This is a genomic window from Yinghuangia sp. YIM S10712 (assembly GCF_051388935.1).
Lineage (GTDB): Bacteria > Actinomycetota > Actinomycetes > Streptomycetales > Streptomycetaceae > Yinghuangia.
The window spans coordinates 1,074,754-1,097,907 of sequence record NZ_JBPKBI010000001.1 but is presented as its reverse complement, the minus strand read 5'-3'; the positions used below and the strand labels follow the sequence as shown (position 1 = coordinate 1,097,907).

The window sequence follows — 23,154 nt, the reverse complement described above, 5'->3', positions numbered from 1 at the left end:
GGACCCCTTACGCTCCTGCCGTGAGTGTTCTTGTCGTGACCGGTACTGACACCGGGGTCGGAAAGACGGTGGTGACCGCCGCCGTCGCGGCGTTGGCTGCCGCGCGTGGGGCGTCCGTTGCGGTCGTGAAGGTCGCGCAGACCGGGGCCGCGGCCGGGGAAGCCGGTGATGTCGACGACATCGGGCGGCTTGCCGGAGTGACCGATCTGCATGAGTTCGCACGGTTTCCCGACCCGTTGTCGCCGGCCGCCGCCGCGCGGATGTCCGGGCGGGCGCCGGTGGACGTCTCGGAGGCGGTCGGCAGCGTACGCGAACTCGCCGAGACACGGCGTCTGGTGATCGTGGAGGGCGCCGGCGGGCTGCTGGTGCGGTTCGACGACGACGGCACGACGCTCGCCGATCTCGCGCACACCCTGCGCGCGCAGGTGCTCGTCGTCGCCCGTCCGGATCTCGGCACGCTCAACCACACCGCGCTGACGCTGGAGGCGATGGCCAACCGCGGCATCGATCTCGCCGGCGTGGTCATCGGGTCGTGGCCGGACGAACCGGACCTCGCGATGCGGTGCAACATCCGCGACTTGGAGACGCTGGCGGCCCGTCCGCTGGCCGGCGCCATCGGCGCGGGAGCGGGCTCGCTGCACCCGGCGGAGTTCCTCATGGCGGCCCGGTCGGGCCTCGGCCCCACCCTGGGCGGTACCTTCGATCCGGGCGCATTCCGTGCCGCCCACGATCCAGCGCGAGGTGAACGGTGACGGAAACGCTCGATGTGACGACCGGTGTCGCGGCGACCCACAGCGGAGTCGGTGGCCGCCAAGAAACAAGCGGAGTCGGTGGCCGCCGAGAAGCAGGAGAGGACATCCTCGCCGTCGCACGCGAACAGGTGCTCGAAAACGGCCGCGGACTGTCCGCCGACCAGGTGCTACAGGTGCTCCGCCTGCCCGACGAGCGCCTGGAGGAGTTGCTGCAACTGGCCCACGAGGTCCGGATGCGGCACTGCGGCCCCGAGGTCGAGGTCGAGGGCATCGTGTCGGTCAAGACCGGTGGCTGCCCCGAGGACTGCCACTTCTGCTCGCAGTCGGGCCTGTTCCCCTCCCCCGTGCGCGCCGCGTGGCTCGACATCCCGTCGCTGGTCAAGGCCGCCGAGGAGACCGCCGCGACGGGTGCGACCGAGTTCTGCATCGTGGCGGCCGTACGCGGTCCCGACAAGCGCCTGATGGACCAGATGCGCGAGGGCGTCAAGGCGATCCGCGAGGCCGTCGACATCAACATCGCCGCGTCGCTCGGCATGCTCAGCCAGGAACAGGTCGACGAGCTCGCCGAGATGGGCATCCACCGCTACAACCACAACCTGGAGACGGCCCGCTCGTACTTCCCCAACGTGGTCACCACGCACACGTGGGAGGAGCGCTGGGACACGCTGCGGATGGTGCGCGACGCCGGCATGGAGGTCTGCTGCGGCGGCATCGTCGGCATGGGCGAAACCCCCGAGCAGCGCGCGGAGTTCGCCGGTCAGCTCGCCGAGCTGGAGCCGGACGAGGTGCCGCTCAACTTCCTCAACCCGCGGCCCGGCACGCCGTTCGAGGAGCAGGCCGTGCTGGAACCGCGCGAGGCGCTGAAGATCATCGGTGCGTTCCGGCTCGCGCTGCCGCGCACCATCCTGCGGTACGCGGGCGGCCGGGAGATCGCACTCGGCGACCTGGGCACCGAGAAGGGCCTGCTGGGCGGTATCAACGCGGTCATCGTCGGCAACTACCTCACGACTCTCGGACGCAATCCGGAGAGCGACCTGGAGCTGCTGTCGGACCTCCAGATGCCGGTGAAGGCGCTCAACCAGACGCTCTGACCCTGACGCTCTGACGGGGACACTCGCCCCGGGCCGGTGGCCGGCGCCGCAGACCGCGCACTCGCGGCGCCGGACGGTCCCACCGCGGCCGGTCGCCGAACGTCAGTCGCCGCTTCCTGGCACGCGTGCCAGGAAGCGCTCGCGGTCGACGACGACCCGGGTCAGCTCGCCCCGGCCCACGAGGCGACGCGCGGCGTCCTCGGCCACCACGGCGAACCGGACGAGGCGTCCGTCGACGTACACGACCTCGGCGCGCACGGTCACGGTGCCACCGACGGGTGTGGCAAGCAGGTGTTCGAGTGAGACGCGTGTGCCGACGGACGTACGGTCGGGGCCGAGCAGACCGTCGAGGGCCTGGACGGTGGCCGCCTCGGCCAGCGCCAGAAGGCGCGGCGTACCAAGGACGGCCAGGTCGCCGCTGCCGATCGCGGCGGCCGTGTCGGCGTCGGCCACGGTATGGGTCAATTCGGCGTGTGTTCCCGGTGACACCGGAATGGGCTGCTGCGGCATGGGCCCGTACTCTACGACGGTGAACGCAGCGAACACGCCCTCGTCCTCGGCGCTCCCGGGCGCCACGGCCCTCTTCTGCGACCAGTGCGGCGAGCCCGGCGACACCGGCGCGCACAGCGCGTGCGCCCGGCGCCGGGAACTCGAACCGCCGCGTTACTGCGCCGACTGTCGGCGGCGCATGGTCGTCCAGGTGACCCCGCGCGGTTGGACGGCGAAGTGCGTCGAACACGGGGTGCGGACGAGCTGACCCGTCGTCGGCGGCGGGCAGCCGCTAGGCGATGACGGCGATCAGGTCGCCTTCCTGGATGACATCGCCCTCGGCGACCTTGATCGCCGCGACGGTGCCCGGGCCCTCGGTGAGCACCGGGATCTCCATCTTCATGGACTCCAGGATCACCAGGGTCGCCCCCGCCTCGACCGCGTCGCCTTCCGCGACGACGATCTTGGCGACGTTGGCCACCATCTCCGCGTGGACCTCCTCGGCCATGCCGGTCCCTCTTTCCGGTCTCGGCGGGCCGCTTGCGGACGGCCCGCTCCTGGGAAATCCAACCATGCGCCCGTACGCCGCCGACTGCGGCACACACGACAACTCCCGCCCGGAAACCTTGTGATGCGGCGGGTGCGGGCCCACCGCACTCACCCGGTCGCGCCGTGTCGCGGGCCGGGCCGCGCCAACTGGCTTGTCACACTGGCGCGATGGGTCTCGCGGTACTGGTCGTCCTCCTCGCCCTCGGAACCGGCGCGCTCCTCGGCGGTCGCCTTTCCGGACTCACCCGGCTGCCCGTTCGCCATCTCCGCCTGTTGGCCTGGGCGTTCGGGCTGTACATCCTCGCCATGCCGGTCGGCGACCCGACCGTGCGCCAAGTGCTCCTGCTCGCCTCCACCGCGCTTGCCGTGCGCTTCGCGGCGGCCCACAGGCACATCGCGGGCATCCCCCTCGCCGCGGCCGGCCTGGTACTCAACACCTTGGTGACCGTCGTCAACGGCGGCATGCCCGTGTCGGAGCAGGCCGCCGCCCGTGCGGGAGCAGAGCGTACCGCCGGCGCGGGGCACATCGCGGCCGGCGCCGACACGCGGTGGGACGTGCTCGGCGAGTGGATCCCCGTACCGCTGCCGGTGCACCCCGAGGTCGTCGGCCCCGGCGACGTCCTTGTCGCGGCAGGGGTGGGGCTGGTGGTCGTGTACGGCATGCTCCTCTCCCCCGGCACGCCCCCGCTCACGGGTCTGCGCCACCGCCTGCACGACCGGCTGCGCGCGGTCGCCGCCCGCGCACGCCCCGCGCGAGGCGTCGTCCCGGGCCGCTGACCGCCGTCTGCCCGCGCGGCGGCGGCGATTTCCGATTTTTCCCGTCTCGTCAGGCAACCCAGCAGGCCTCCCGCCGCTCTTCCTTGTCAAGGGCCGCCGCGTGCCCGGCGCCCTGGCAAGGGGGTGGGATGTTGGCGGGAGACGACGAAGCCCTGCGTGAGTTCATCGCGTTACGGCGTGGGCCGCTGCTGCGCAGCGCGTTCCTGCTGTGCGGCGACGTCCACGAGGCGGAGGACCTGGTGCAGTCGACGCTGGTCAAGGTGGTGATGGCCGGACGCCGTCTGGACCGGATCGACAACATCGAGGCCTACACGCGTCGCACGCTGATGAGTGTGTTCATCTCCTCGCGCCGCCGACTCTGGCGGCGCGAACACCCGCACGCGGCACCGCCCGACCACCCGGCGGCGGTGTACGGCGACATCGACATGGGACTCGCGGTCCGTACCGCCCTCGCGGAGGTTCCGCCGAGGCAACGCGCCGTCCTGGTGCTGCGCTACTGGGAGGACCTGAGCGTCGAGGAGACCGCGCAGATACTGGGAGTCAGCACGGGGACGGTCAAGAGCCAGAGCGCACGCGGCCTGGCGACCCTGCGGTCCGCGCTCGGCGACGCGCTGCCGGACGCCGTGGACCGGTCCACCGATGCCGAGGAGGCCCGGCTTTGAAGGACATGCGCGTGAAGGAACTCCTGGGACTCGCCGCCCAGGGGCTCACGGTGCACGACGATCCGTCGGCGGTCGACGCGATCATGGCGCGGGCCGACCGACTGCGGCGGCGTCGCCGGATCGCCCTGGCGACCTGTTCGGCGGTCGCCGTGGTCGCCGTGGGCGTGGGTACGGCGCTGCTGCCCCAGCCGGGGATGGGTGCGCCGAACACCCGTATCGCCGCAAGCGAGTTGCCGGTACCCCCCGCAGTGCCGTCCCCGGCCGCTCCCGAGCGCACACCGCAAGACCGGACGCCGGGCACCGTCCCCGGCACCTCCCCGACCCCTTCGGCCACCACGTCGGCCGAAAGCGCGCCACCACCCGCGCCGACTCCCACCGAGACCTCCTCCGCCCCGTCGACGGCATCCACCCCCGCCACGAAGACGCCGACCACGCAGGCGACTTCCCGTCCGCCGACAACGAAGAGCCCAGCGAGTTCCGCCCCTTCGCCGACGGCGGCCGACTCGACGACGAACACGCGCAACCCGACGCCGGCTCAGGTCGTCGCGGGCCGTCTCCCGCCCGACGCCGGCACCGTGACCAAGGACAGCCGTGCCACGGCGGCCTCGCAGTCGCACCCGCTGGGCGGGACGTACCTGGTGACCAAGAACGGCCGAACCGGGATCGTCCAGGTCGCCATCCACGACCCCGCGGTCAACCCGGACCAGCCGTACCGCACGGTCGAGGACGAACTCACCTACAACCACTGCGCCCCCGACCCCTACGCGCCGCCGAACACCGACTGCACGACACAGCAGCGGTCCGACGGCTCGGTCGTCAAAACATGGACGCGCCCCGGCAACCAACCGGACTCCGAGTCGTCTTTGGTGTACGGCAAGGGCTACGCCGCGTCCGTCACCTACCCCGACGGCCGCGCCGTGGTCATCACGTCGCTGGCCGGCATCACCGGCTCGGACGAGTACGGCACGCCGATGGACGCGCCCCCGCTCGACAAGGCAACCGTGGCCGAAGTCGCCCGCGACACATCCTGGTTCGCGTCCTGAACCACCCCGCGGCCGCACACCCGGAACGGCGGCGTCAGCCGGCTCTCGGGGTGTCCTCCGCACCGCCGGCCCGTTCGTCGCCCGGAGCGCCCGCCACACTGTGCAAATCCTGACCGCTTGCGTTCTGCACAACGGGCTGCGGCGGGACCAAACCGTGCGCACACGGATAACCCCCCGGCGGCACCGACACCGGACGCTCCGCGAGCGGCCAGCCGTGCCGGCGCAGCGCGGCCTCCAACGCGTCCACCATGCGCCGGTCGAACTGGTCGTCGCTGCACCGGTTCAGCTCCGTCAGCGCCGCCTCGATCGGACGCGAACGGCGGTACGACCGCGTCGACGTCATCGCGTCGAACGCGTCCGCGACCGCGATGATGCGCGCGAACTCGGGGATCTCGTCACCGCGCAGCCCGGCCGGATAGCCGCGCCCGTCCATGCGCTCGTGGTGGTGCAGGATGCCGTCCCGGCCCTCGCCGAGGAACGCCAGGTCGCGCACGAGGTCGGCGCCGCACTGCGGGTGCCGCTGGATGGTCTCGCGCTCGTCGGCGTCCAGCGGACCGGACTTGGTCAGCAGCCGGGTCGGCACCCCGAGCTTGCCGACGTCGTGCAGCAGCGCCGCGTACCGCAGCGACACCACGCGCTGCTTCGGCAGCCCGAGCTGACGGCCGATCAACGCCGAGGCGTGGGCGACGCGTTCGCTGTGTGCCCGGGTGTAGCCGTCCTTGACCTCGACGGCGCGCAGCAGACTGCGCACGGTGGCGTCCCGGGCGGCCTCACCGCGCACGCGGTCGAGGTTTCGACGCAGGTACAGCAGGGCCGCCGACACGACGACGGCCCCTTGCAGGGCGAACCCGGCCCTCGAACGCAGGTGCCGGTCTCGGGCGCACGAGTCCACGACCGTGGACCGGTCGAGCACAATCGGCAGCGTTCCCATGCGACTGCCTCCTCGGCTCCGGGCGGGAAATCAAACCGCCAACCGAGGATAGGACCCCCTATGGGAGCAGAACGCCGTCTGCCCCGTTTCCTGCATGCACAGCCGATGGATTAACCCGAACGGGTGGCTTATTCCGGGCTTTTCACACCGCAGCACGACCCCGCGCGAGCCCTGCGGCAACGTTTCCGCGTCCCCGTGCGCCTCCGGCACACCGACGATGCGCGTGGCGGCTACGGCGTTTCGGCGTCCGCCGCGAACTCGCCGATCTCGACCTGGCGTTCGATGGACGTGTACGAACCGCCCGCACCCGCGTCGACCTCGACCTTCACCTCGCGGATCCGCGCGAGCACCTTGCCGCGCAGGTCCACGGGAACGTCGTCGCAGCCGCAACAGCGCTGCACGAGCGCCTTGACGTGCTGCTCAAGGCCGTACTTCTCCAGACACGGCGAGCATTCGTCCAAATGCGTCCGGATGTCGCCGCAGTCCGCGTCCGCGAGCTCGTTGTCGATGTACTCGTACAACCGCTCAAGGATCTGAGAGCAGTCCACCTCGTGGTGGTCGCCGCAACTCATGAGACCGAGTCCTTCCGATCCGTACCCGACCCGGCCGGAACCAGCCCGCGCTCACGGGCGTAGTCCTCCAGGAGGGTGCGCAACTGACGGCGTCCGCGGTGGAGCCGGGACATCACCGTACCGATGGGGGTCCCCATGATGTCGGCGATCTCTTTGTACGGGAATCCCTCGACGTCGGCCAGGTAGACCGCGATACGGAACTCCTCGGGGATCGCCTGCAGGGCCTCCTTGACGTCCGAGTCCGGCAGCCGGTCGAGCGCCTGCGCCTCGGCGGAACGCAGGCCGGTCGACATGTGCGACTCGGCGCGCGCGAGCTGCCAGTCCTCGATCTCCTCGGTGGCGCTCTGCTGGGGCTCCCGCTGCTTCTTGCGGTAGTTGTTGATGAACGTGTTCGTGAGGATCCGGTAGAGCCAGGCCTTCAGGTTGGTGCCCTCGCGGAACTGGTGGAACGACCCGTACGCCTTGGCGAACGTCTCCTGGACCAGATCCTCCGCGTCGGCGGGGTTGCGCGTCATACGCAGCGCGGCCGAATACAACTGGTCCAAAAACGGCAGCGCGTCGCGCTCGAACCGCGCATCCCGCTGCTCCAGGGTCTCTGTCTCCGCGACCGGACCCACCTCCTCCACCCGCTGATCCTCGCGGACCACCACGGACCCGCTCGACGTCGACGATATCGGTCGACGGCGATCATCGCCCGGCACCCACTCCGCCCAGCCCAGCACGGCGGGGTCCGGAGCGGCCTCAGGACGGCCGACCGAGGGCGTGGCAGTAAGCATGTAGCGCCTCCGCAAGGTCGAGGATGTACCGGCCACAACGCGGTGCCGGACGGGATCATTCCCCGGCGCCGAGGGACCGCCGCGAACTGCTGCGGATCCGCCGCGGTTGGGCGGTGACAAGGCACTGACCAGCGATGTTTCGGCGAGCGTGCACCTCGTACCGGTGATCGGGCGGGCTGCCTCCGCGATCAGCCGAACAGCGAGGTGAGCCAGTCCCCCGCGGCGCGCGTGACCAGCGTGAGCGTCTCGGCCGCGTCCACGGGGGCCTTCTTCGCGACCGAGAATCCGTGGTCGGCGTACGGCACGGGCGTAAGCGTGCAGTCGTCGGGAAGCTCCGGAAACTCCGACGGCGCCCCGAACGGATCGCGTTCGCCCTGGACGACCAGGGTGGGCACCCCGGTGCCGAGCAGTTCCTCGGCCCGCGAAGACTGCGGCTTGCCGGGCGGGTGCAGGGGGAACGCCAGTGCGACGACACCGGCCGCGCCCGAAGCCGCGGCGGTACGACAGGCCACACGCGCCCCGGCGCTGCGTCCCGCCGCCACGAACGGCAGACCGGCCATCTCGTCCTTCCGCAGCGCCGCGACGACCGGCAGCCACCCCTCGTCGAGCCGCTTCGGAGCAGGCGCGAGCTTCTTCCCCGCAACGCGCCACGGCTGCTCGACGAGCGCGACCGTGACACCGCGCTCAGGCAGTATCCCGGCAAGCGCGACCAGATCCCGAGCCTCGATCCCGCCCCCGGCGCCGTGCCCGGCGAGGATCCAACCGCGGACCTTCCCGGAAGCGGCATGAACGGTCACCCGCGCGTCCCCGAGCGGAGTGGGGATCAGCCGCGAGCTCGGAGCACCGGACGCGTCGGCAGAAGCAGTGGTCATTCTGCGGATCCTTCAGCACGCGCGGGACGGCCGCCAATCGCCGCGCGGGAGCCGACGCCACGGAAAGGCTGCACGGCCTCGCGGCCGTCCGCGAAAGCGCCTGGTGACGGCCACCAGGGTCCGCCCCGCTGCTGTCCGAAGCCAACAACCGCTCAAAACAGCGTGTCGTCGCCCAGTACGTCCTCCGGCGGCAGCGGCTCGACCAGGTGCGGTGAGTTGTTCTTGACGCTGTTGACCTCGGGCGACACCGGATACGCGGCCATCAGGCCCGGCGTCGGCGGAGTCAGAAGCGCGCGGGTCTGCTCGGTGTCGGACAGTTTCGGGTCAAGCCACGCGTCCCATCGGTCCTTTTCCAGCACCAACGGCATGCGGGGGTGGATCCTGGCGAGATCCGGCTCGGCGTCGGTGGTGATGATCGTGCAGGTCCACAGCCACGCGAGCGGGTCGTCATCGGGGCGCGTGCGGTCGCGCCACCATTCGTACAGACCTGCGAACGCGATCGGGGAGCCGTCGGCGGCGTGGATCCAGAACGGCTGCTTGCGCGACTTGCCCTTGGGGCCGTCGGGGGCGGTCTCGGGGGTGTACCACTCGTAGTAGCCGTCGGCGGGTAGCAGGCACCGCCGCGACGCGAAGGCCTTGCGGTACGCGGACTTCTCGAACACCGTTTCGGACCGCGCGTTGATCATCTTGGCGCCCATCTCGGGCGACTTCGCCCACGATGGAATCAGCCCCCACTTGAGCGTCCGCAACTGCCGAACCGGCGGGCCCTCCCGCTCGGCGGCGCGCTCCAGCACCGCGTACACCTGCTTGGTGGGCGCGATGTTCCAGTCCGGCGGCAACGCCTGCTCCCGGACTTCGGATGACAGCTTCTCTATCTCGAACAGCTCGATCAGATCGTCAGGCTGTTGCGTAGACGCGTACCGACCACACATGCGCCCAACCTTCGCACGCCGGTCCCCCATCCGTCGGCGCGGTCGCCGAATCACACTGCGGCGAACGCCGCCGCAACGGCCGAGGCCGACGGCCGGACGGCGGGTTTCGGATCGAGGCACGCGGTGACGACGGCCTCGAACGCGGGGAACCGCCACGGCCGAGCGTCAACGAGGTCTCGGACGCGCCCGGGGCGCGCCTCAGCGGGGAGCCGGTGCGGGTTGGCGACTTCTTAGGGGTTCGACCGCGCTGTGAACGCCGTGGCGAGGCCGCGCGCGGTCAGGTTCCACCAGCACCGGACGGTCTTCCCGCCCAGATGCCACGGCCGCCAGTCGCGGCCGTCCGCAAATACGTCGACCAGAAACAGCCCTCGACCCGACGTCGGTAGCGAGTCCGGATCAGCCGCATTCACTTCCGGCGCACCCGCAGGCCAACGAGGTGGACGACGGTCCCAGTCGTCCACCTCGACGATCAGGAACGACTTCGGCCGGTACCGCAACCGCAGCGTGACGGTGCACGATCGGCACGCGCCTTCCGGCAAATACTCCGGGTGCTGAACTGCGTTCGTGACCAACTCCGAGACGCACAGCCGTACATCGCGCCGCAGCGACGACACCGGCCACCAATCAATGAGCGCCCCGTCCACGAGCTGCCGCGCGCGGCTCACGGATGCCTTCTGGACCGGCCACGTCTTCTCGCGTTTCCACTCCAACTCGATGCCGCTGCGGAGATCCCTTCGCATCGCCGCCGACAACCAGTCGTCGTCAGTCGGCGAAGCCTGCGCCACGCCAGGCAGTTCAGCCTGGCTGCGGACCCACCGTGCGTGATGCCGCCGCGTTCCTGTTCCGGACATGCAACAAGGGTTCCGGCAATGTGGATATTCAGGATCTTCCTCCCTGTATGCCAATCTGCAGTCCAAACTGTTGGCATGGGGCAGGGAAACCAACTCGGAGCCTTGATCCGCCGCTTACGCGAGGAACGCGGCTGGAGTCAGGCGCGCCTGGCCGAGAAGCTGAACGAAGTCAGCGGTCGGCCCACCGTGACTCGCGTCGACGTCTACCGCTGGGAGACCGCCAGGCGAACGCCCAAAGGGTGGATGCCGCACCTTGCGGCTGTGCTCGACATCCCCCGAGAAGTCCTGGAAGCCGCGACGGTGGAGAACCGCCGCGTACCGGAGCAGGACGCGATGCAGACCAGCTTCGACCCCGACGAACGAGCCCGCATGGCACGGGCGTTGGTCGTGCCATCGCGTGCGGGCACGAAGTTGGTCGTACCGTTGGCGCGCGCACTCGAAGCGCAGCGGCACACCGAAGACGTGATCGGCGCCGTCGCGGTCATCGAGCCCGTACTCGCCCAACTGGGCATACTGGAACCGTTGGTGAACGGTGCGCGGGGCACCGCCAGGAACAGCCTTGTCGATATCGCATCGCAGTGGGCTCAGTTCGCCGGCTGGCTGCATGCCGCCGTGGACAAGCACGCCGCAGCACGAGCGTGGTTTGACCGCGCTGCGCAATGGGCGGCCGAAACGGACAACGCAAACATGTTGGCCAATTCGTTGAGCTTCCGCGGTCATCTGGCCTGGATGGCAGGCCACGGCGGTGCGGTGGTCGGCCTGTCCCGGGCAGCGCGGCGTGACCCCCGCGTATTCGCCGGCCAAAGGGCGTACGACCACCTGCAAGAGGCTCGCGGACACGCCATGGACGGCGACGAAACCGAGGCCCTAAGCCACTTGGAACGAGGGATGGAGCTGGCCGCCGAGGAACGCGAACAGCCGGCACCTCCCTGGTCGTACTACCACACGCCCGCCTTCCTGACTCTTCAACGCGGCAGTGTCCACCGATACCTCGGCGATCGCAGCACCCGGCACGCGCGCCAGGCCATCGAATTGCTGAGCACCGGGCTCCGTGACCTCGGCGAGCTCCGCCATGCGGAGTGGACGTCCGACTACCGCGAGGCATTGGCGATGTCGTACCTGAACGCCGACGAACCCGCCCAAGCAGCGCTCGTGATCGAAGAGCAGAAGGAGATCATCGACGAGTCAACCTCGCCTCGGCCCGTACGCCAGCTCCGCGAACTCCAACGGACGCTCAGCGAGCGGTACCCGTACTTCTCCGCAGGCTCGGCCGAGTAAATGGACCCCTGTCCCGGAAACGTCCATACGTGACGCGAACCGACTACTACGACGATCCTGCGGCCCCCCAGCCCAACTCCCTCGTGGTAGCAGCATCGACCGTGCTCACCGACGACAACGGACGGATACTGCTCCTAAAACGGGCGGACTCCGGCACTTGGGCCCTTCCCGGTGGCGGTATCGAGTTCGGTGAATCCCTGGCCCAATGCGCCGTGCGCGAGGCTCGCGAGGAAACCGGGCTCGATGTGGAGGTCACCGGGCTGGTGGGCATCTACAGCGATCCCCGTCACGTCATCGCCTACTCCGATGGGGAGGTACGTCAGCAGTTCAATGTCTGCCTGACAGCCCGCATCGTGGGAGGCGAACTTCGGTCCTCCACCGAGTCGACCGCGATCGCGTTTGTCGAAGCCTCTCGACTCGACCAACTCCCGATCCACCCCACGCAGCGACTGCGCCTGAGCCACTATCAGCAAGACCGGGCCACCCCGTATCTCGACTGACCGTGACCCCGTACCCGGAGGTATGCATTGCGGTACGAACGCTTGGACGGCACGGGCACAGTCGGGTCCGAGGCTGACCTGCGGCTCATTTATGCGGAGGCGTTCGCTGAGGCGCCGTACCTGAAGTCCGGCGACGACGTTGCCGCGAACTTTCGGCGGTTCGCGCGGCAGGTCAGGCGCCCTGGGTTTCGGGCGGTGGTGGGCTATGGCGACGATGGCGAACCCGTGGGAATGGCGTACGGCTTTCCGCTCGGGGCTTCGACCGGGTGGTGGGACGTTGTTCAACCGCCGGTGACCGAGGAGATGCGGCGCGAGGACGGACGGCGGACGTTTGGGCTCATGGAGCTTGCGGTGCGTGCGCCTTGGCGGCGGCGGGGCGTCGGGCGCCATGTGCACGATCTGGTCGTGGAGGGGCTGGAGGAGCGGGTGATCCTCAACGCGCGGCCGGATGCGGAGGCTGCGCAAGCGGCCTATCGGTCGTGGGGTTACCGGCGGGTGGGTCGCGGGAACCCGTGGGACGGTGCCGTGCTGCACGACATTCTGGTGCTGACGCGCGGCCGCTGATCGGCGTACGGCCGGATTGTCGTGCGTGCCTGGGGACGGCCGAACCTCGGGAAGCCCGGGGCGATGAGTTTTGCCGTGGTCGCCGGTCTGTATTGGCAACAAGCGATCGACCGCACGCGAGGAGCCCATCATGACCGCGACCTACACCTTCGACGTCTTCTCCAGCCTCGACGGTTTCGGAGCCGCCGGGGGGAACTGGACGGGTTACTGGGGCAAGCAGGGGCCGGAGCTGCTTGATCACCGGCTCTCGCTCTACAGCGACGAGCAGCGGATGGTGTTCGGGGCCAACACGCATCGGGAGTTCGTGCAGATGCTGGCCGAGAGCACCGAGGAGTCCGAGGTGCGCGACCCGTGGGTCACCCGGATGTGGAACCTGCCGGCGACGGTGGTTTCGACCACGTTGGAAGGCCCCCTTGACTGGCCGGACGCGACGGTGGCGAGCGGCGACGCGGTCGACGTCGTCGCCCGGCTCAAGGAGGAGTCCGACGTGCCGTTGCGCTCGCACGGCAGCCTGGCGATGAACCGGGCGCTGATGGCGGCCGGCCTGGTCGACCGCGTGCAGGTGACGCTCTTTCCGGTGATCACGGGTGAGACCGGATCGGCCCCGATCTTCGCGGGTGCGGCCGACTTCGACCTTGAGCTGATCGAGCACCGGACGCTCGACGGCCACATCCAAGAGCTCGTCTACCGGCCCACCCTGCACGTCTGAGCCCTTGGGGACGGCCGTCCGGGCAGGTGACGGTACGCGTCCGGGACGCCGGGCGTCCGGGGCGTACGGCAGGCTCCGGGCGCCCCGGTTTTCCCCGGGAGCGGGGCCGCGCGCCCGTATAGGCTTCTTGCCCATGACGTCTCCGCACTGGCCTGCTCCCCTCGCGTCCGCTCCCGTGGATGCGACCGTCACGCTGCCCGGCTCCAAGTCGGTCACCAACCGGGCACTCGTGCTCGCGGCGCTGGCGGACGGGCCGGGATATGTGCGGCGTCCACTGCGGAGCCGGGACACGAGTCTGATGGCGGCCGGGTTGCGGGCGATGGGGGTGACGGTCGAGGACACGGCGGAGGGCGACTGGTACGTGGTACCGGCTCCGCTGCGCGGCCCGGCGCACGTCGATGTCGGCAATGCCGGAACGGTTATGCGCTTCCTGCCGCCGGTGTCGGCGCTGGCCGACGGCGAGGTGCGGTTCGAGGGAGATCCTCGGGCGTACGAACGGCCTCTCGATGCGGTGATCCTTGCCCTGCGCGAGCTGGGGGCCGATATCGACGACGGAGGCGCGGGGCGGCTGCCGATGACGGTGCGCGGGTCGGGTGGCCTGCGCGGCGGCATTGTGGAGATCGACGCTTCGTCGTCGTCGCAGTTTGTGAGTGCGCTGTTGTTGTCGGCGCCCAAGTTCACGGAGGGTGTGGAGGTCCGGCACGTCGGTACGTTGGTGCCGTCGATGCCGCACATCGCGATGACCGTGGCGATGCTGCGCGCGGCGGGAGCGCAGGTGGACGACTCCGAGCCCGATGTGTGGCGCGTGGCCGCCGGGCCGCTTGCCGCGCGGGACATGGTTGTCGAGCCGGATCTGTCCAACGCCGCGCCGTTCCTGGCAGCCGCCCTGGTGGCGGGTGGCACGGTGACGGTACGGGACTGGCCGGAGACGACGACGCAGCCGGGTGACTGGCTGCGCGAACTGTTCACGCGCATGGGCGGCGGGTGCGTGTTCACGGACGAGGGGCTGACCTTCGACGGGACCGGCACCGTGCACGGCATCACGGCCGACCTGCACGATGTCGGCGAGCTGACGCCGGTGATCGCGGCGGTGGCCGCGCTCGCCGACTCTCCGTCGACGCTCACCGGAATCGCACACCTGCGCATGCACGAGACCGACCGGCTGGCGGCGCTGGCCAAGGAGATCAACGCGCTCGGCGGCGACGTCACCGACACCGCGGACGGCCTGGAGATCCGGCCTCGCCCGCTGCACGGCGGTGTGTTCCACACCTACGACGACCACCGGCTGGCCACGGCCGCCGCAGTGATCGGGCTGGTCGTGCCGGGTGTCGAGGTGGAGAACATCGCGACGACGGGCAAGACGCTGCCGGACTTCCCGGCGCTGTGGGCGCGACTTCTCGGATCGGCGGGCTGACGCGGCATGGCCAAGGCCCGGTCGACGCGCCGCACAGATTTCGACGAGGACGATGTCCGGGTGCGCCCGTCGCGGCGCGGCTCGCGTCCCAGGACGCGGACCCGGCCCAAGCACGAGGACGCCGAGACCGGGCGCGTCCTGACCATCGACCGGGGCCGTTACACGTGCCTGGTCGACGAGGGCACCAGGCGCGAGCACGAGATCACCGCGATGAAGGCCCGCGAGTTGGGCCGCAAGGGCGTCGTGGTGGGCGACCGGGTGGCGATCGTCGGAGACCTCAGCGGCGACAAGGGCGCACTCGCGAGGATCGTGCGCGTCGAGGACCGCGACTCGGTGCTGCGGCGCACGGCGGACGACGACGACCCGTACGAGCGCATCATCGTCGCCAACGCCGATCAACTCGCGATCGTGACCGCGCTGGCGGACCCCGAGCCGCGCCCTCGGCTCATCGACCGGTGCCTGGTCGCGGCGTACGACGCCGGCCTCGAACCGCTGCTCGTGCTCACGAAGGCGGATCTCGCGCCGCCCGAGTCGCTGTTGGAGTTGTACGGCCCGCTCGGCGTGCCCTATGTCGTCACACGCGGCGGCGACGCGTACGACGACTGGGACCTCGACGCGATGCGCGCGTATCTCGACGACCGGACGACGGTGTTCGTCGGCCATTCCGGGGTCGGCAAGACGACGCTGGTCAACGCACTCGTGCCGGACCGGAAGCGGGCGGTCGGGCACGTCAACGTGGTCACCGGGCGAGGTCGCCACACGACCACGTCGGCGCTGACGCTGCGCCTTCCGCCGCACGGCGAGGACGGCGTGTCGGGGTGGGTGGTGGACACCCCCGGCGTCCGGTCGTTCGGTCTCAACCACATCGACTTGGGCCGCATCATCCACGCGTTCCCGGACCTGGAGCCGGGCACCGAGGGCTGCCCGCGCGCGTGTTCGCACGACGAGCCGGACTGCGCGCTCGACGCGTGGGTCGAGGAGGGGCACGCCGACCCGGCGCGGCTGTACTCACTGAGGCGGCTGCTGGCGACCCGCGAACAGGCCGAGGGCGACTGAGAGTTCGCGCGGGGGCGGTGCGGGGGTCAGCGCGGGGCCGACTGCGCGTCCGTCGACTTCACGACGTCCTCCCACACCGCCGACGACCCTGAATGCCCGACGCGGACGACCTGGATGGTGGCCAGGACGGCCGCTGCGACCGCGAGCACCGCGACCGTCGGCACGGCGAACGCCGGGAGGGGCCGGCCGGCCGTCCGGGCGCGGGTCTGCTGCCGGGCGACGAGCACGAGGATGAGTGCGACGGCGAACAGCGCGATGGCGTACCAGAGCATGTCCTCGCCGCGCTCAATGTGCGTGTTGAGGTCGTCGGACCGGCCGGCCGGGTCGGGGAAGAGGCGGTCGAGGAATTCCTCGCCGCTCTGCCGGGTGACGAAGACCACGAGCAGGATCACGGCGTCGAGGCCGACGACCCACCAGCCCCAGCGCGGCAGCCACGCGGGCCGGACGGCGACGGCGACCGTCGCGAGTGCGGCCAGCGGGACCCCGATCACCGCGGCGTGCAGGATCAGGATGTGTACAGGCAGCCCGAAACTCGTGTCGAACATGCGCGAACGCTCCTTAGGCGCAGGACGGCTGGTCGGTCGCCGGGTCGCAGCCCGGCACGTTCAGCACGTGCGGGAGGCTTCCCCGGTTCGATGCGCGGCACAGGTCCGCGAGCGTGTGCGGCGGCGCCCGGGGTGGGGTTGTCCCTACCCCGTTTCCGGGAGAGTGCCGCATGCCGCCCGGACAGGGCCCGCTCATAGGCTCGGCAGTGTCGAGAAGACCTCGCCAGAAGTCGAACGACACAGCCCCGCCAGTGACGACCCCGGGAGTCCCCATGTCCACGCCGATGCGCGTCGCCCTCTTCTCGCTCGGCGGTGTCCTGCTGGCCGGAGGCATCGGAACGGCGTCGTACACGGGCCTGTTGGTCCTGTCGTCCCACGACGTGAAGGCCGAGACGACGTTCGACCTGCCGGGCAACTCGCTGTGGGTGACCAGCGACGGCGGCAGTGTCCGCCTGGTGCGCGGCAACGAGCCCGGCAAGGTCCACGTCAACCGCACCACGACCGAGAGCATCCACGGCGCCGACCCCGAGTGGGAGATGGTCGACGGCAGGTTGCGGCTCGACACGAACTGCCCGGGCTTCATGAACGTGACGTGCGACGGCAGTTACACCGTCACCGTGCCGCGCAATGTGAACACGATCACCGTGCGCAGCGACAACGGGGCGGTCCGCGCCGAGGGGCTGACCGCGGAGCGGTTCGATCTCCGCAGCGACAACGGGGCGATCAAGGTGCGTGATTCGGTCGGGCACCTGACGTTGGAGAGCGACAACGGATCCATCTCCGTCGACACGTCGTGGGCCGAGACGGTCGAGGCCAAGTCGGACAACGGCAGCGTGAAGATGGCGCTGGAGAACGAACCGCAGAGCGTGCGGGCGGAGTCGGACAACGGCAGCGTCCGGGTCACCGTGCCGCTTTCGGAGAGGCGCTACAGCGTCGACGCCAAGACGGACAACGGGAGCCAGAGCGTCGCGAAGCAGCCGCACGACATGCACGATCCGTACTCCCGGTTCCGCTTGACGCTGCTCTCCGACAACGGCTCGGTGAAGGCGCAGTACGGCACCTACCCGCCCCGCCCGCTTCCCGAGCCGCGGCCGTGAGTCAGGCGCCGCGCACCCCCAACTCGTCGATGTGTGCGAGGAGATCACCCGGTTCCTCGTAGACGCGGAAGGCCTGTGCGCGCTGCAACTCCTCTTCCCCGTAGCCCCCGGAGAGCAACCCCACCCCCAGCGCCCCGGCGCGGCGGGCGGCGAGGAGGTCCCAGATGCTGTCGCCGACGACGACGCAGTGGCGCGGGTCGATGCCGAGCTTGGCGGCCCCGGCGAGGAAGAGGTCGGGGTCGGGCTTGGCCCGGGCGACTTCGTCGCGGGTGACCATCGGCAGGCCGGCGGGCGCGCCGAGCTTGGCGAGCATGGGCTCGGCGGCGGCGCGGCGACCGCTGGTGGCGATCGTCCACTTGATGCCCGCTTCGGTGAGGTAGCGCAGCAACTCCGGTGCGCCGGGAAGCGGTTGGACGTCCGGTACGCGCGCGGCGTAGTGGCGCCCGTGCGCGTCCTGGAGGTTCTCGACCTGTTCGGCTGTGAGCTCGACTCCGGTCTCGCGCTGGACGCCGCGTACGAACAGGCCTCCGCTCATGCCGATCTTGCGGTGGATACGCCATGTCGCGAGCTTGATGCCGGCCTCGGCGAGTGCCTCCTGCCACGAAATGACGTGCTGGTAGACCGAGTCGACGAGTGTGCCGTCGAGGTCGAAGACGAATGCGGGCGCGGGCGGGTGAACAAGATCGGTCATATCGGCCAACTTACTGCCGCACCCGAGCACGTCCGGGGCCACGCGCCCTGTCGGGGAGGTCGCGTGCCGTTTCCGGTCGCACCCCGCCCGGGTCGCCGGATCTTCCTCGCGCCGCTCGTCCGTGGGGGCGTTCGCCGCGGACGGCCGTGGCGACAGCCGTCCGCGCGATGCGAACTCCTCGTCCGGACGGGCCCGGAGAGCGATCAGGCCGGTTCGCGCGGCCTTGGGGCTCGGGCGCCCGGACCGGGGTGACCGTCCGTCAGCGACCGGGTTCCGGAGGCGCCGTCGGCAGCGCCGGACGGGTCGGACGCGGGGGGATCACGACGGCCGTCGACGTCTCGGCGACCGCGATCTCGGCTCTGACCGCCGGGGGCTTGTCGGGCGCGGGAGGCAGCGCCGGGACCGTCGGCGGCGGCGCGCTCGGCGCCGGGGGAAGCGCCAACGGCTCGCGCCCGGCCCGGAGGGGCCTCGGCACACTGCCGGGCGGGAGTGCGGCGGGCTGTGGGTCGTCGGGGTGGCGCGGAGGCGGCGTGCCCAGGCGTTTGCGGAGGCGCTGGCGGCGCCGGGCGAGGTTGCGGGTCGCGCCGGAATTGGCTTCGCGTATGTGCGCGGGAAGGTGGAAGTAGGCGTCCAACACGGCCAGCGCCTGAGGGCGTTCGCCGGCGCGTTCGAGCATCTCGGCGGCGCGGTCGTACGTCCACGCGGTGTCCATGCCCGCGCTCACCCCGTGCAGGAGCGTCGCGAGCTCCCGCAAATCCTCGCGTCCGAAGCGGGCTTCCAGCGGGGTGCCCTCCAGCGTCCAGCCTTCGAGGCCCCGGCGCGGTGCGTACACCTCGGGTCCCGGGACGGCCTCCTTGTCGCGCGCTCTGCCGCGCCCGACGCCGAAAAGTGCCATGTACGGCTCCCGCAGCCTTCCGTCGACCTGCCGTCGACCTTCTCGTGACCGAAGTCGTGTTTCCCCGACGGCACAGCAGAGCGCGCGGACTTCCCCCCGCGATCGGCGCGTGCCGTCCCATGTACTGCGAAGCGTACGAGGCCTCCACGACGCCGGGAAAGGAAACCCGCAAGCGGGCGGGGGCGCGTGGCCGTCCGGTCCCGGTGACGGACTCGGCAGTGTCGGATGATCCCGGGTCAATCCCACATGAACGGACCGCATCGTTGTATTCGGCGCATCTCCTTGCCGGCTGTCCGGCAGGTCGCGGTCGCCCGCGTTCCCGCACGGGCGCGGGTCCCTTCCCTGCCGGCCAGTCGGCCACATCCCCGTGCGACCTCGTCATTCGTCCGTGTCCAGCCCCCGATCAGGCGTGGCACCGCGCGCCTTCGAGCGGCTAGTGTTCGCGGCATGCCCGGCTACGACGACGACCTGCGCCTCGCCCACGTCCTCGCGGACGCCGCCGACGCGACCACGCTCGACCGGTTCAAGTCGCTCGACCTGAAGATCGAGACGAAGCCGGACATGACGCCGGTGAGCGATGCCGACAAGGCCGCCGAGGAGCTGATCCGCACGCAATTGGGCCGTGTGCGGCCACGGGACGCCGTCCTGGGCGAGGAGTACGGCTCGACGGGCCACGGGCCGCGCCGCTGGGTGATCGACCCGATCGACGGAACCAAGAACTTCGTGCGCGGCGTACCCGTGTGGGCGACGCTCATCGCGCTCATGGACGGTGACGAGGTCGTCGTCGGCCTGGTCTCCGCTCCCGCGCTCGGGCGTCGCTGGTGGGCTTCGAAGGGCGCGGGCGCGTACACCGGACGCAGTCTGACGCAGGCTTCGCGCATGCACGTCTCGAAGGTCGCCGACATCGAGAACGCGTCGTTCGCGTACTCCAGCCTCGGCGGCTGGGAGGACCGCGGCGCCCTCGACGGCATGCTCGACCTGACCCGCGCGGTGTGGCGGAGCCGGGCGTACGGGGACTTCTGGTCGTACATGCTGGTCGCCGAGGGTGCCGTGGACATCTGTGCGGAGCCCGAGGTGAATCTGTGGGACCTGGCCGCGCTCTCGGTGATCGTGACGGAGGCCGGCGGCCGGTTCACGTCGCTGGACGGCGCGCCGGGCCCGGCCGGAGGGCATGCCGCGGCGTCGAACGGGCTGCTGCACGAGGACTTGCTCGGGTATCTGAACCAACGCGGTTGACGGTGCGGGCAGTTGCGGGCGCGTTGCGTCGGCTGCCGCCCTCATTGCGTCGGAATGCAAGAAATTCTCGGTAAATCCTGACAAAGCTTCCGCCAGTCGGCGGAGCCGTGTGACTATGAGCCTGAGCGGGCTTGTGAATTTGTGAATTCCTTCTCAAGCGCCGGCTCAAGCACCGGCTCAAGAACCACGCACGCAGCTCACGCACGCCGCTCAGGCGGCTCACCACGCACGTCAACCCGATCCCCGGCCCGACCCGACCCCCCACCCGGAGGTGGTGCGTCATGCTCGTCCGCGACGGCATGAGCACGGTCATCCTGACCATCGGCCCGACCCACACACTCCGTGCCGCCGCCCGGCTCATGGCCGCGCGGCACATCGGCGCGGCCGTCGTCATCGATCCCGACACCAGCGGGATCGGCATTCTGACCGAGCGCGACATCCTCGTATCCCTCGGCTCCGGCCAGGACCCCGACCACGAGATCGCCGGGGACCATCTGACGTCGAACGTCGTCTTCGCCACGCCGCATTGGACGCTTTCGGAGGCGGCCACCGCGATGACGCGCGGAAACTTCCGCCACCTGGTCGTGCTGGAGCACGACGACGTGGTCGGGATGATCTCGGTCCGCGACATCGTCCGCTGCGCGTTGCGGCAACAGGAGAGGACCTTGGCCACCGAACTCGTGGGATGACGAACGGTGTCCGGCCGGGCCGCCCAGCCTCGGCACTGGGATCAGCCCGGCCGGACACCGGAGTTGACGCCGCATCAGGGCGGTCTGGGGGGCCGGGCCCTGACGCGGCGGGTTCGAACGGGCGGCTCAGGCGCTGCGCAGCTCCTTGACCGCCGCCTCCAAGCGGTCGCCGTAATCGGCGTCCGCGGCACGGAAGTTGCCGATCGCCCGCGCGACGATGTCGTCGCGCGACACCTGCGCGAGCCCGCCCGCGAGGTTGTCGATCAGGCGGCCCTTCTCCTCTTCGGACATCAGCCGGTACAGGTTGCCGGCCTGCACGAAGTCGTCGTCCTCCGCGTGCGCCGGGGCCGCGTGCGTACCGGTGGGGCCGGACACCTGTGTGGGCGCCCACAGCGGCTCGCCAGTCTCGTACGGGCCGCCGAAGCTGTTCGGCTCGTAGTTCTTCGCCCGGCCGGCCGCGTTGACCGCCATCGCGCCGTCCCGCCCGTGGTTGCGCGCGACGGTGGCGTGCGGGGCGTTGACCGCGAGCTGCGTGTGGTTGACGCCCAGGCGGTAGCGGTGCGCGTCGGCGTAGGCGAACAGGCGCCCCTGGAGCATCTTGTCGGGCGACGGGCCGATGCCGGGCACGAAGTTCGCCGGGCTGAACGCGGCCTGCTCGACCTCGGCGAAGACGTCCTCCGGGTTGCGGTCCAGCACCAGGCGGCCGACCTCGATGAGCGGGTAGTCGGCGTGCGGCCACACCTTGGTGAGGTCGAACGGGTTGAAGCGGTACGTCGCCGCGTCCTCCACCGGCATGACCTGCACCTTGAGCGTCCACGACGGGAAGTCGCCGGCGTCGATCGCCTCGCGCAGGTCGCGCTGGTGCGAGTCGGGGTCGGCGCCCGCGACCGCGGCGGCCTCGGCCGCGGTCAGGTTGCGGATGCCCTGGTCGGTCTTGAAGTGGTACTTGACCCAGAAGGCCCGCCCCTCGGCGTTGACCCACTGGTACGTGTGCGACGAGAAGCCGTCCATGTGCCGGTATGACGCCGGTATCCCGCGGTCGCCGAACAACCACGTGACCTGGTGCGTGGCCTCGGGCGACAGCGACCAGAAGTCCCAGACGTTGTCGGCCTCCTGGACGCCGGTGTAGGGGTCGCGCTTCTGCGTGTGGATGAAGTCCGGGAACTTCGACGGGTCCTTGATGAAGAACACCGGGGTGTTGTTGCCGACCAGGTCGTAGTTGCCCTGCTCGGTGTAGAACTTCAGCGCGAAACCGCGCGGGTCACGGACCGCGTCGGCCGCGCCCAGGTTGCCGGCGACCGTCGAGAAGCGCGCGAACACCTCGGTGCGGCGCCCGGGTTCGCCGAGGAAGTGCGCCTTGGTGAAGCGGCTGACGTCGGCAGTCACCTCGAAGTGGCCGTACGCACCGGAGCCGCGGGCGTGCACCACGCGCTCCGGAATGCGCTCGCGGTTGAACCGGGCGAGCTTCTCCAGCAGGTATTGGTCCTGGATCAGCAGCGGACCGCCCGGGCCGGCCGTGGCGCTGTTCTGGTTGTCGGCGACCGGCGCGCCCGACTCGGTGGTGAGGACGGCGCGCGAGGTGCTGTCGGTCATGGTGCTTCTCCCCTTCGTACCCCCGGGACATCGCCGCCCCGGCCTTCGAACAGCGCCTAACCTAGTTCCTGATTTAGAATTTGTCCAGTTCTCACTTTGGACTAGTTCCAAAGTTGTCTCTGATGTAGTCTCGGGTGCATGAGCGACCTCCTGGAGCGGCTCCGCGACCGGGGATGGCGGCTCACCGCGCAGCGCCGCGTCGTGGCCGAGGTCCTGGGCGGCGAGCACGTGCACCTCACCGCCGACGAGGTGCACGCCCGCGCGGGCCGCCTGCTGCCCGAGATCAGCCGGGCGACGGTCTACAACACCCTCGGCGAACTCGTCGACCTCGGCGAGGTCGTCGAGGTGACCTCGGACGGCCGAGCGAAGCGCTACGACCCCAACGCCCGCACCGCCCACCACCACCTGGTGTGCACCCGCTGCCACACCATCCGGGACGTCCCGACCGACACCGCCGCGACCGCGCTGTCTCCGGAGGCCTCTTTCGGCTTCTCCGTCTCCGCGATCGAGATCACCTACCGGGGCCTGTGCCCCGACTGCCGTACCGCGCCCGAGGAACACTGAGGCACGACCGGGGAGACGGCCGTGCG

The 23,154-nt window shown here is 70.4% G+C and carries 28 protein-coding genes; 16 read left to right on the top strand and 12 right to left on the bottom strand.

Going from position 1 to position 23,154, the window contains the following annotated elements; genetic code table 11:
• Positions 1 to 20: 20 nt before the first annotated feature.
• The gene (gene bioD / locus ACRX5W_RS05120) at positions 21 to 752 is read left to right on the top strand and encodes a dethiobiotin synthase (RefSeq protein WP_436786674.1); all 732 of its coding nucleotides are present in this window, start codon (positions 21 to 23) and stop codon (positions 750 to 752) included.
• Positions 749 to 1,843, top strand: a complete 1,095-nt coding sequence (gene bioB, locus ACRX5W_RS05115) for a biotin synthase BioB (protein ID WP_436786673.1) — start codon at positions 749 to 751, stop codon at positions 1,841 to 1,843. The genes bioD and bioB overlap by 4 nt, the downstream gene beginning before the upstream one ends.
• 102 nt (positions 1,844 to 1,945) lie before the next feature.
• Here bioB and ACRX5W_RS05110 read toward each other — a convergent pair whose 3' ends face one another.
• Positions 1,946 to 2,353, bottom strand: coding sequence for a thioesterase family protein (locus ACRX5W_RS05110; RefSeq protein ID WP_436786672.1), 408 nt, complete (start codon positions 2,351 to 2,353; stop codon positions 1,946 to 1,948).
• Positions 2,354 to 2,372: 19 nt separating this feature from the next.
• Between ACRX5W_RS05110 and ACRX5W_RS05105 the strand changes: the two genes are divergently transcribed.
• Positions 2,373 to 2,600 (top strand): hypothetical protein, encoded by a 228-nt coding sequence (locus ACRX5W_RS05105; protein WP_436786671.1) that lies wholly within the window; start codon positions 2,373 to 2,375, stop codon positions 2,598 to 2,600.
• Between the two features lie 24 nt (positions 2,601 to 2,624).
• On the opposite strand, the gene ACRX5W_RS05100 is transcribed toward ACRX5W_RS05105, so the two are convergent.
• On the bottom strand, positions 2,625 to 2,840 hold the full coding sequence (locus ACRX5W_RS05100) for a biotin/lipoyl-binding carrier protein (RefSeq protein ID WP_436786670.1): 216 nt from the start codon (positions 2,838 to 2,840) through the stop codon (positions 2,625 to 2,627).
• 209 nt (positions 2,841 to 3,049) lie between these two features.
• Here ACRX5W_RS05100 and ACRX5W_RS05095 point away from each other — a divergent pair, with 209 nt between their 5' ends.
• The 3 genes from ACRX5W_RS05095 (at position 3,050) to ACRX5W_RS05085 (ending at position 5,363) form a co-directional block, all read left to right on the top strand.
• Positions 3,050 to 3,658 (top strand): DUF5317 family protein, encoded by a 609-nt coding sequence (locus tag ACRX5W_RS05095; protein ID WP_436786669.1) that lies wholly within the window; start codon positions 3,050 to 3,052, stop codon positions 3,656 to 3,658.
• 128 nt (positions 3,659 to 3,786) lie between these two features.
• Entirely contained in the window at positions 3,787 to 4,320 is a 534-nt protein-coding gene (locus ACRX5W_RS05090) for a SigE family RNA polymerase sigma factor (RefSeq protein WP_436786668.1), read from the top strand.
• A gap of 11 nt (positions 4,321 to 4,331) precedes the next feature.
• Positions 4,332 to 5,363 carry a hypothetical protein gene (locus ACRX5W_RS05085; RefSeq protein ID WP_436786667.1) on the top strand — a complete coding sequence of 344 codons (1,032 nt, stop codon included), beginning with the start codon at positions 4,332 to 4,334 and terminating at the stop codon, positions 5,361 to 5,363.
• A gap of 34 nt (positions 5,364 to 5,397) precedes the next feature.
• Here ACRX5W_RS05085 and ACRX5W_RS05080 read toward each other — a convergent pair whose 3' ends face one another.
• The 6 genes from ACRX5W_RS05080 to ACRX5W_RS05055 form a co-directional block, all read right to left on the bottom strand.
• Positions 5,398 to 6,294 carry an HD-GYP domain-containing protein gene (locus ACRX5W_RS05080; RefSeq protein ID WP_436786666.1) on the bottom strand — a complete coding sequence of 299 codons (897 nt, stop codon included), beginning with the start codon at positions 6,292 to 6,294 and terminating at the stop codon, positions 5,398 to 5,400.
• A gap of 230 nt (positions 6,295 to 6,524) precedes the next feature.
• On the bottom strand, positions 6,525 to 6,866 hold the full coding sequence (gene rsrA / locus ACRX5W_RS05075) for a mycothiol system anti-sigma-R factor (RefSeq protein ID WP_436786665.1): 342 nt from the start codon (positions 6,864 to 6,866) through the stop codon (positions 6,525 to 6,527).
• A complete protein-coding gene (locus ACRX5W_RS05070; RefSeq protein WP_436786664.1) occupies positions 6,863 to 7,642 on the bottom strand; it encodes a sigma-70 family RNA polymerase sigma factor in 780 nt (259 codons plus the stop codon). Before ACRX5W_RS05070 ends, rsrA begins: the two co-directional genes overlap by 4 nt.
• A gap of 188 nt (positions 7,643 to 7,830) precedes the next feature.
• Entirely contained in the window at positions 7,831 to 8,514 is a 684-nt protein-coding gene (locus ACRX5W_RS05065; RefSeq protein ID WP_436786663.1) for an alpha/beta hydrolase family protein, read from the bottom strand.
• A 152-nt stretch (positions 8,515 to 8,666) separates the two neighbouring features.
• The gene (locus tag ACRX5W_RS05060; protein WP_436786662.1) at positions 8,667 to 9,446 is read right to left on the bottom strand and encodes an SOS response-associated peptidase; all 780 of its coding nucleotides are present in this window, start codon (positions 9,444 to 9,446) and stop codon (positions 8,667 to 8,669) included.
• A gap of 230 nt (positions 9,447 to 9,676) precedes the next feature.
• On the bottom strand, positions 9,677 to 10,231 hold the full coding sequence (locus ACRX5W_RS05055) for an ATP-binding protein (RefSeq protein WP_436786661.1): 555 nt from the start codon (positions 10,229 to 10,231) through the stop codon (positions 9,677 to 9,679).
• Between the two features lie 141 nt (positions 10,232 to 10,372).
• On the opposite strand from ACRX5W_RS05055, the gene ACRX5W_RS05050 reads away from it, so the two are divergent.
• From ACRX5W_RS05050 to rsgA, 6 genes are all read left to right on the top strand, one after another.
• A complete protein-coding gene (locus ACRX5W_RS05050; RefSeq protein ID WP_436786660.1) occupies positions 10,373 to 11,575 on the top strand; it encodes a helix-turn-helix transcriptional regulator in 1,203 nt (400 codons plus the stop codon).
• Positions 11,576 to 11,604: 29 nt separating this feature from the next.
• Positions 11,605 to 12,075: an NUDIX hydrolase gene (locus tag ACRX5W_RS05045; protein ID WP_436786659.1), complete on the top strand. Its 471-nt coding sequence runs from the start codon at positions 11,605 to 11,607 to the stop codon at positions 12,073 to 12,075.
• A 42-nt stretch (positions 12,076 to 12,117) separates the two neighbouring features.
• Positions 12,118 to 12,639 carry an N-acetyltransferase family protein gene (locus ACRX5W_RS05040; protein ID WP_436786658.1) on the top strand — a complete coding sequence of 174 codons (522 nt, stop codon included), beginning with the start codon at positions 12,118 to 12,120 and terminating at the stop codon, positions 12,637 to 12,639.
• 130 nt (positions 12,640 to 12,769) lie between these two features.
• Positions 12,770 to 13,348 carry a dihydrofolate reductase family protein gene (locus tag ACRX5W_RS05035; RefSeq protein WP_436786657.1) on the top strand — a complete coding sequence of 193 codons (579 nt, stop codon included), beginning with the start codon at positions 12,770 to 12,772 and terminating at the stop codon, positions 13,346 to 13,348.
• A 133-nt stretch (positions 13,349 to 13,481) separates the two neighbouring features.
• Positions 13,482 to 14,762, top strand: a complete 1,281-nt coding sequence (gene aroA / locus ACRX5W_RS05030) for a 3-phosphoshikimate 1-carboxyvinyltransferase (protein WP_436786656.1) — start codon at positions 13,482 to 13,484, stop codon at positions 14,760 to 14,762.
• A 6-nt stretch (positions 14,763 to 14,768) separates the two neighbouring features.
• Entirely contained in the window at positions 14,769 to 15,818 is a 1,050-nt protein-coding gene (gene rsgA / locus ACRX5W_RS05025; protein WP_436786655.1) for a ribosome small subunit-dependent GTPase A, read from the top strand.
• A gap of 26 nt (positions 15,819 to 15,844) precedes the next feature.
• Here the strand turns inward: rsgA and ACRX5W_RS05020 are convergent, their stop codons facing one another.
• Positions 15,845 to 16,363 carry a DUF2231 domain-containing protein gene (locus tag ACRX5W_RS05020; protein WP_436786654.1) on the bottom strand — a complete coding sequence of 173 codons (519 nt, stop codon included), beginning with the start codon at positions 16,361 to 16,363 and terminating at the stop codon, positions 15,845 to 15,847.
• A 272-nt stretch (positions 16,364 to 16,635) separates the two neighbouring features.
• Here ACRX5W_RS05020 and ACRX5W_RS05015 point away from each other — a divergent pair, with 272 nt between their 5' ends.
• On the top strand, positions 16,636 to 17,460 hold the full coding sequence (locus ACRX5W_RS05015) for a DUF4097 family beta strand repeat-containing protein (protein WP_436786653.1): 825 nt from the start codon (positions 16,636 to 16,638) through the stop codon (positions 17,458 to 17,460).
• Position 17,461: 1 nt separating this feature from the next.
• Here the strand turns inward: ACRX5W_RS05015 and ACRX5W_RS05010 are convergent, their stop codons facing one another.
• Together ACRX5W_RS05010 and ACRX5W_RS05005 are read right to left on the bottom strand one after the other, a co-directional pair.
• Complete coding sequence (locus ACRX5W_RS05010; protein ID WP_436786652.1) at positions 17,462 to 18,151, bottom strand: HAD family hydrolase; 690 nt, start codon at positions 18,149 to 18,151, stop codon at positions 17,462 to 17,464.
• 259 nt (positions 18,152 to 18,410) lie between these two features.
• Positions 18,411 to 19,046: a hypothetical protein gene (locus tag ACRX5W_RS05005; RefSeq protein WP_436786651.1), complete on the bottom strand. Its 636-nt coding sequence runs from the start codon at positions 19,044 to 19,046 to the stop codon at positions 18,411 to 18,413.
• Between the two features lie 447 nt (positions 19,047 to 19,493).
• Here ACRX5W_RS05005 and hisN point away from each other — a divergent pair, with 447 nt between their 5' ends.
• Positions 19,494 to 20,282, top strand: coding sequence for a histidinol-phosphatase (hisN, locus tag ACRX5W_RS05000; protein WP_436786650.1), 789 nt, complete (start codon positions 19,494 to 19,496; stop codon positions 20,280 to 20,282).
• A 281-nt stretch (positions 20,283 to 20,563) separates the two neighbouring features.
• Positions 20,564 to 20,971, top strand: coding sequence for a CBS domain-containing protein (locus ACRX5W_RS04995; protein WP_436786649.1), 408 nt, complete (start codon positions 20,564 to 20,566; stop codon positions 20,969 to 20,971).
• 126 nt (positions 20,972 to 21,097) lie between these two features.
• On the opposite strand, the gene ACRX5W_RS04990 is transcribed toward ACRX5W_RS04995, so the two are convergent.
• Complete coding sequence (locus ACRX5W_RS04990; protein ID WP_436786648.1) at positions 21,098 to 22,564, bottom strand: catalase; 1,467 nt, start codon at positions 22,562 to 22,564, stop codon at positions 21,098 to 21,100.
• Positions 22,565 to 22,702: 138 nt separating this feature from the next.
• On the opposite strand from ACRX5W_RS04990, the gene ACRX5W_RS04985 reads away from it, so the two are divergent.
• The gene (locus ACRX5W_RS04985; protein ID WP_436786647.1) at positions 22,703 to 23,128 is read left to right on the top strand and encodes a Fur family transcriptional regulator; all 426 of its coding nucleotides are present in this window, start codon (positions 22,703 to 22,705) and stop codon (positions 23,126 to 23,128) included.
• Positions 23,129 to 23,154 lie beyond the last annotated feature (26 nt).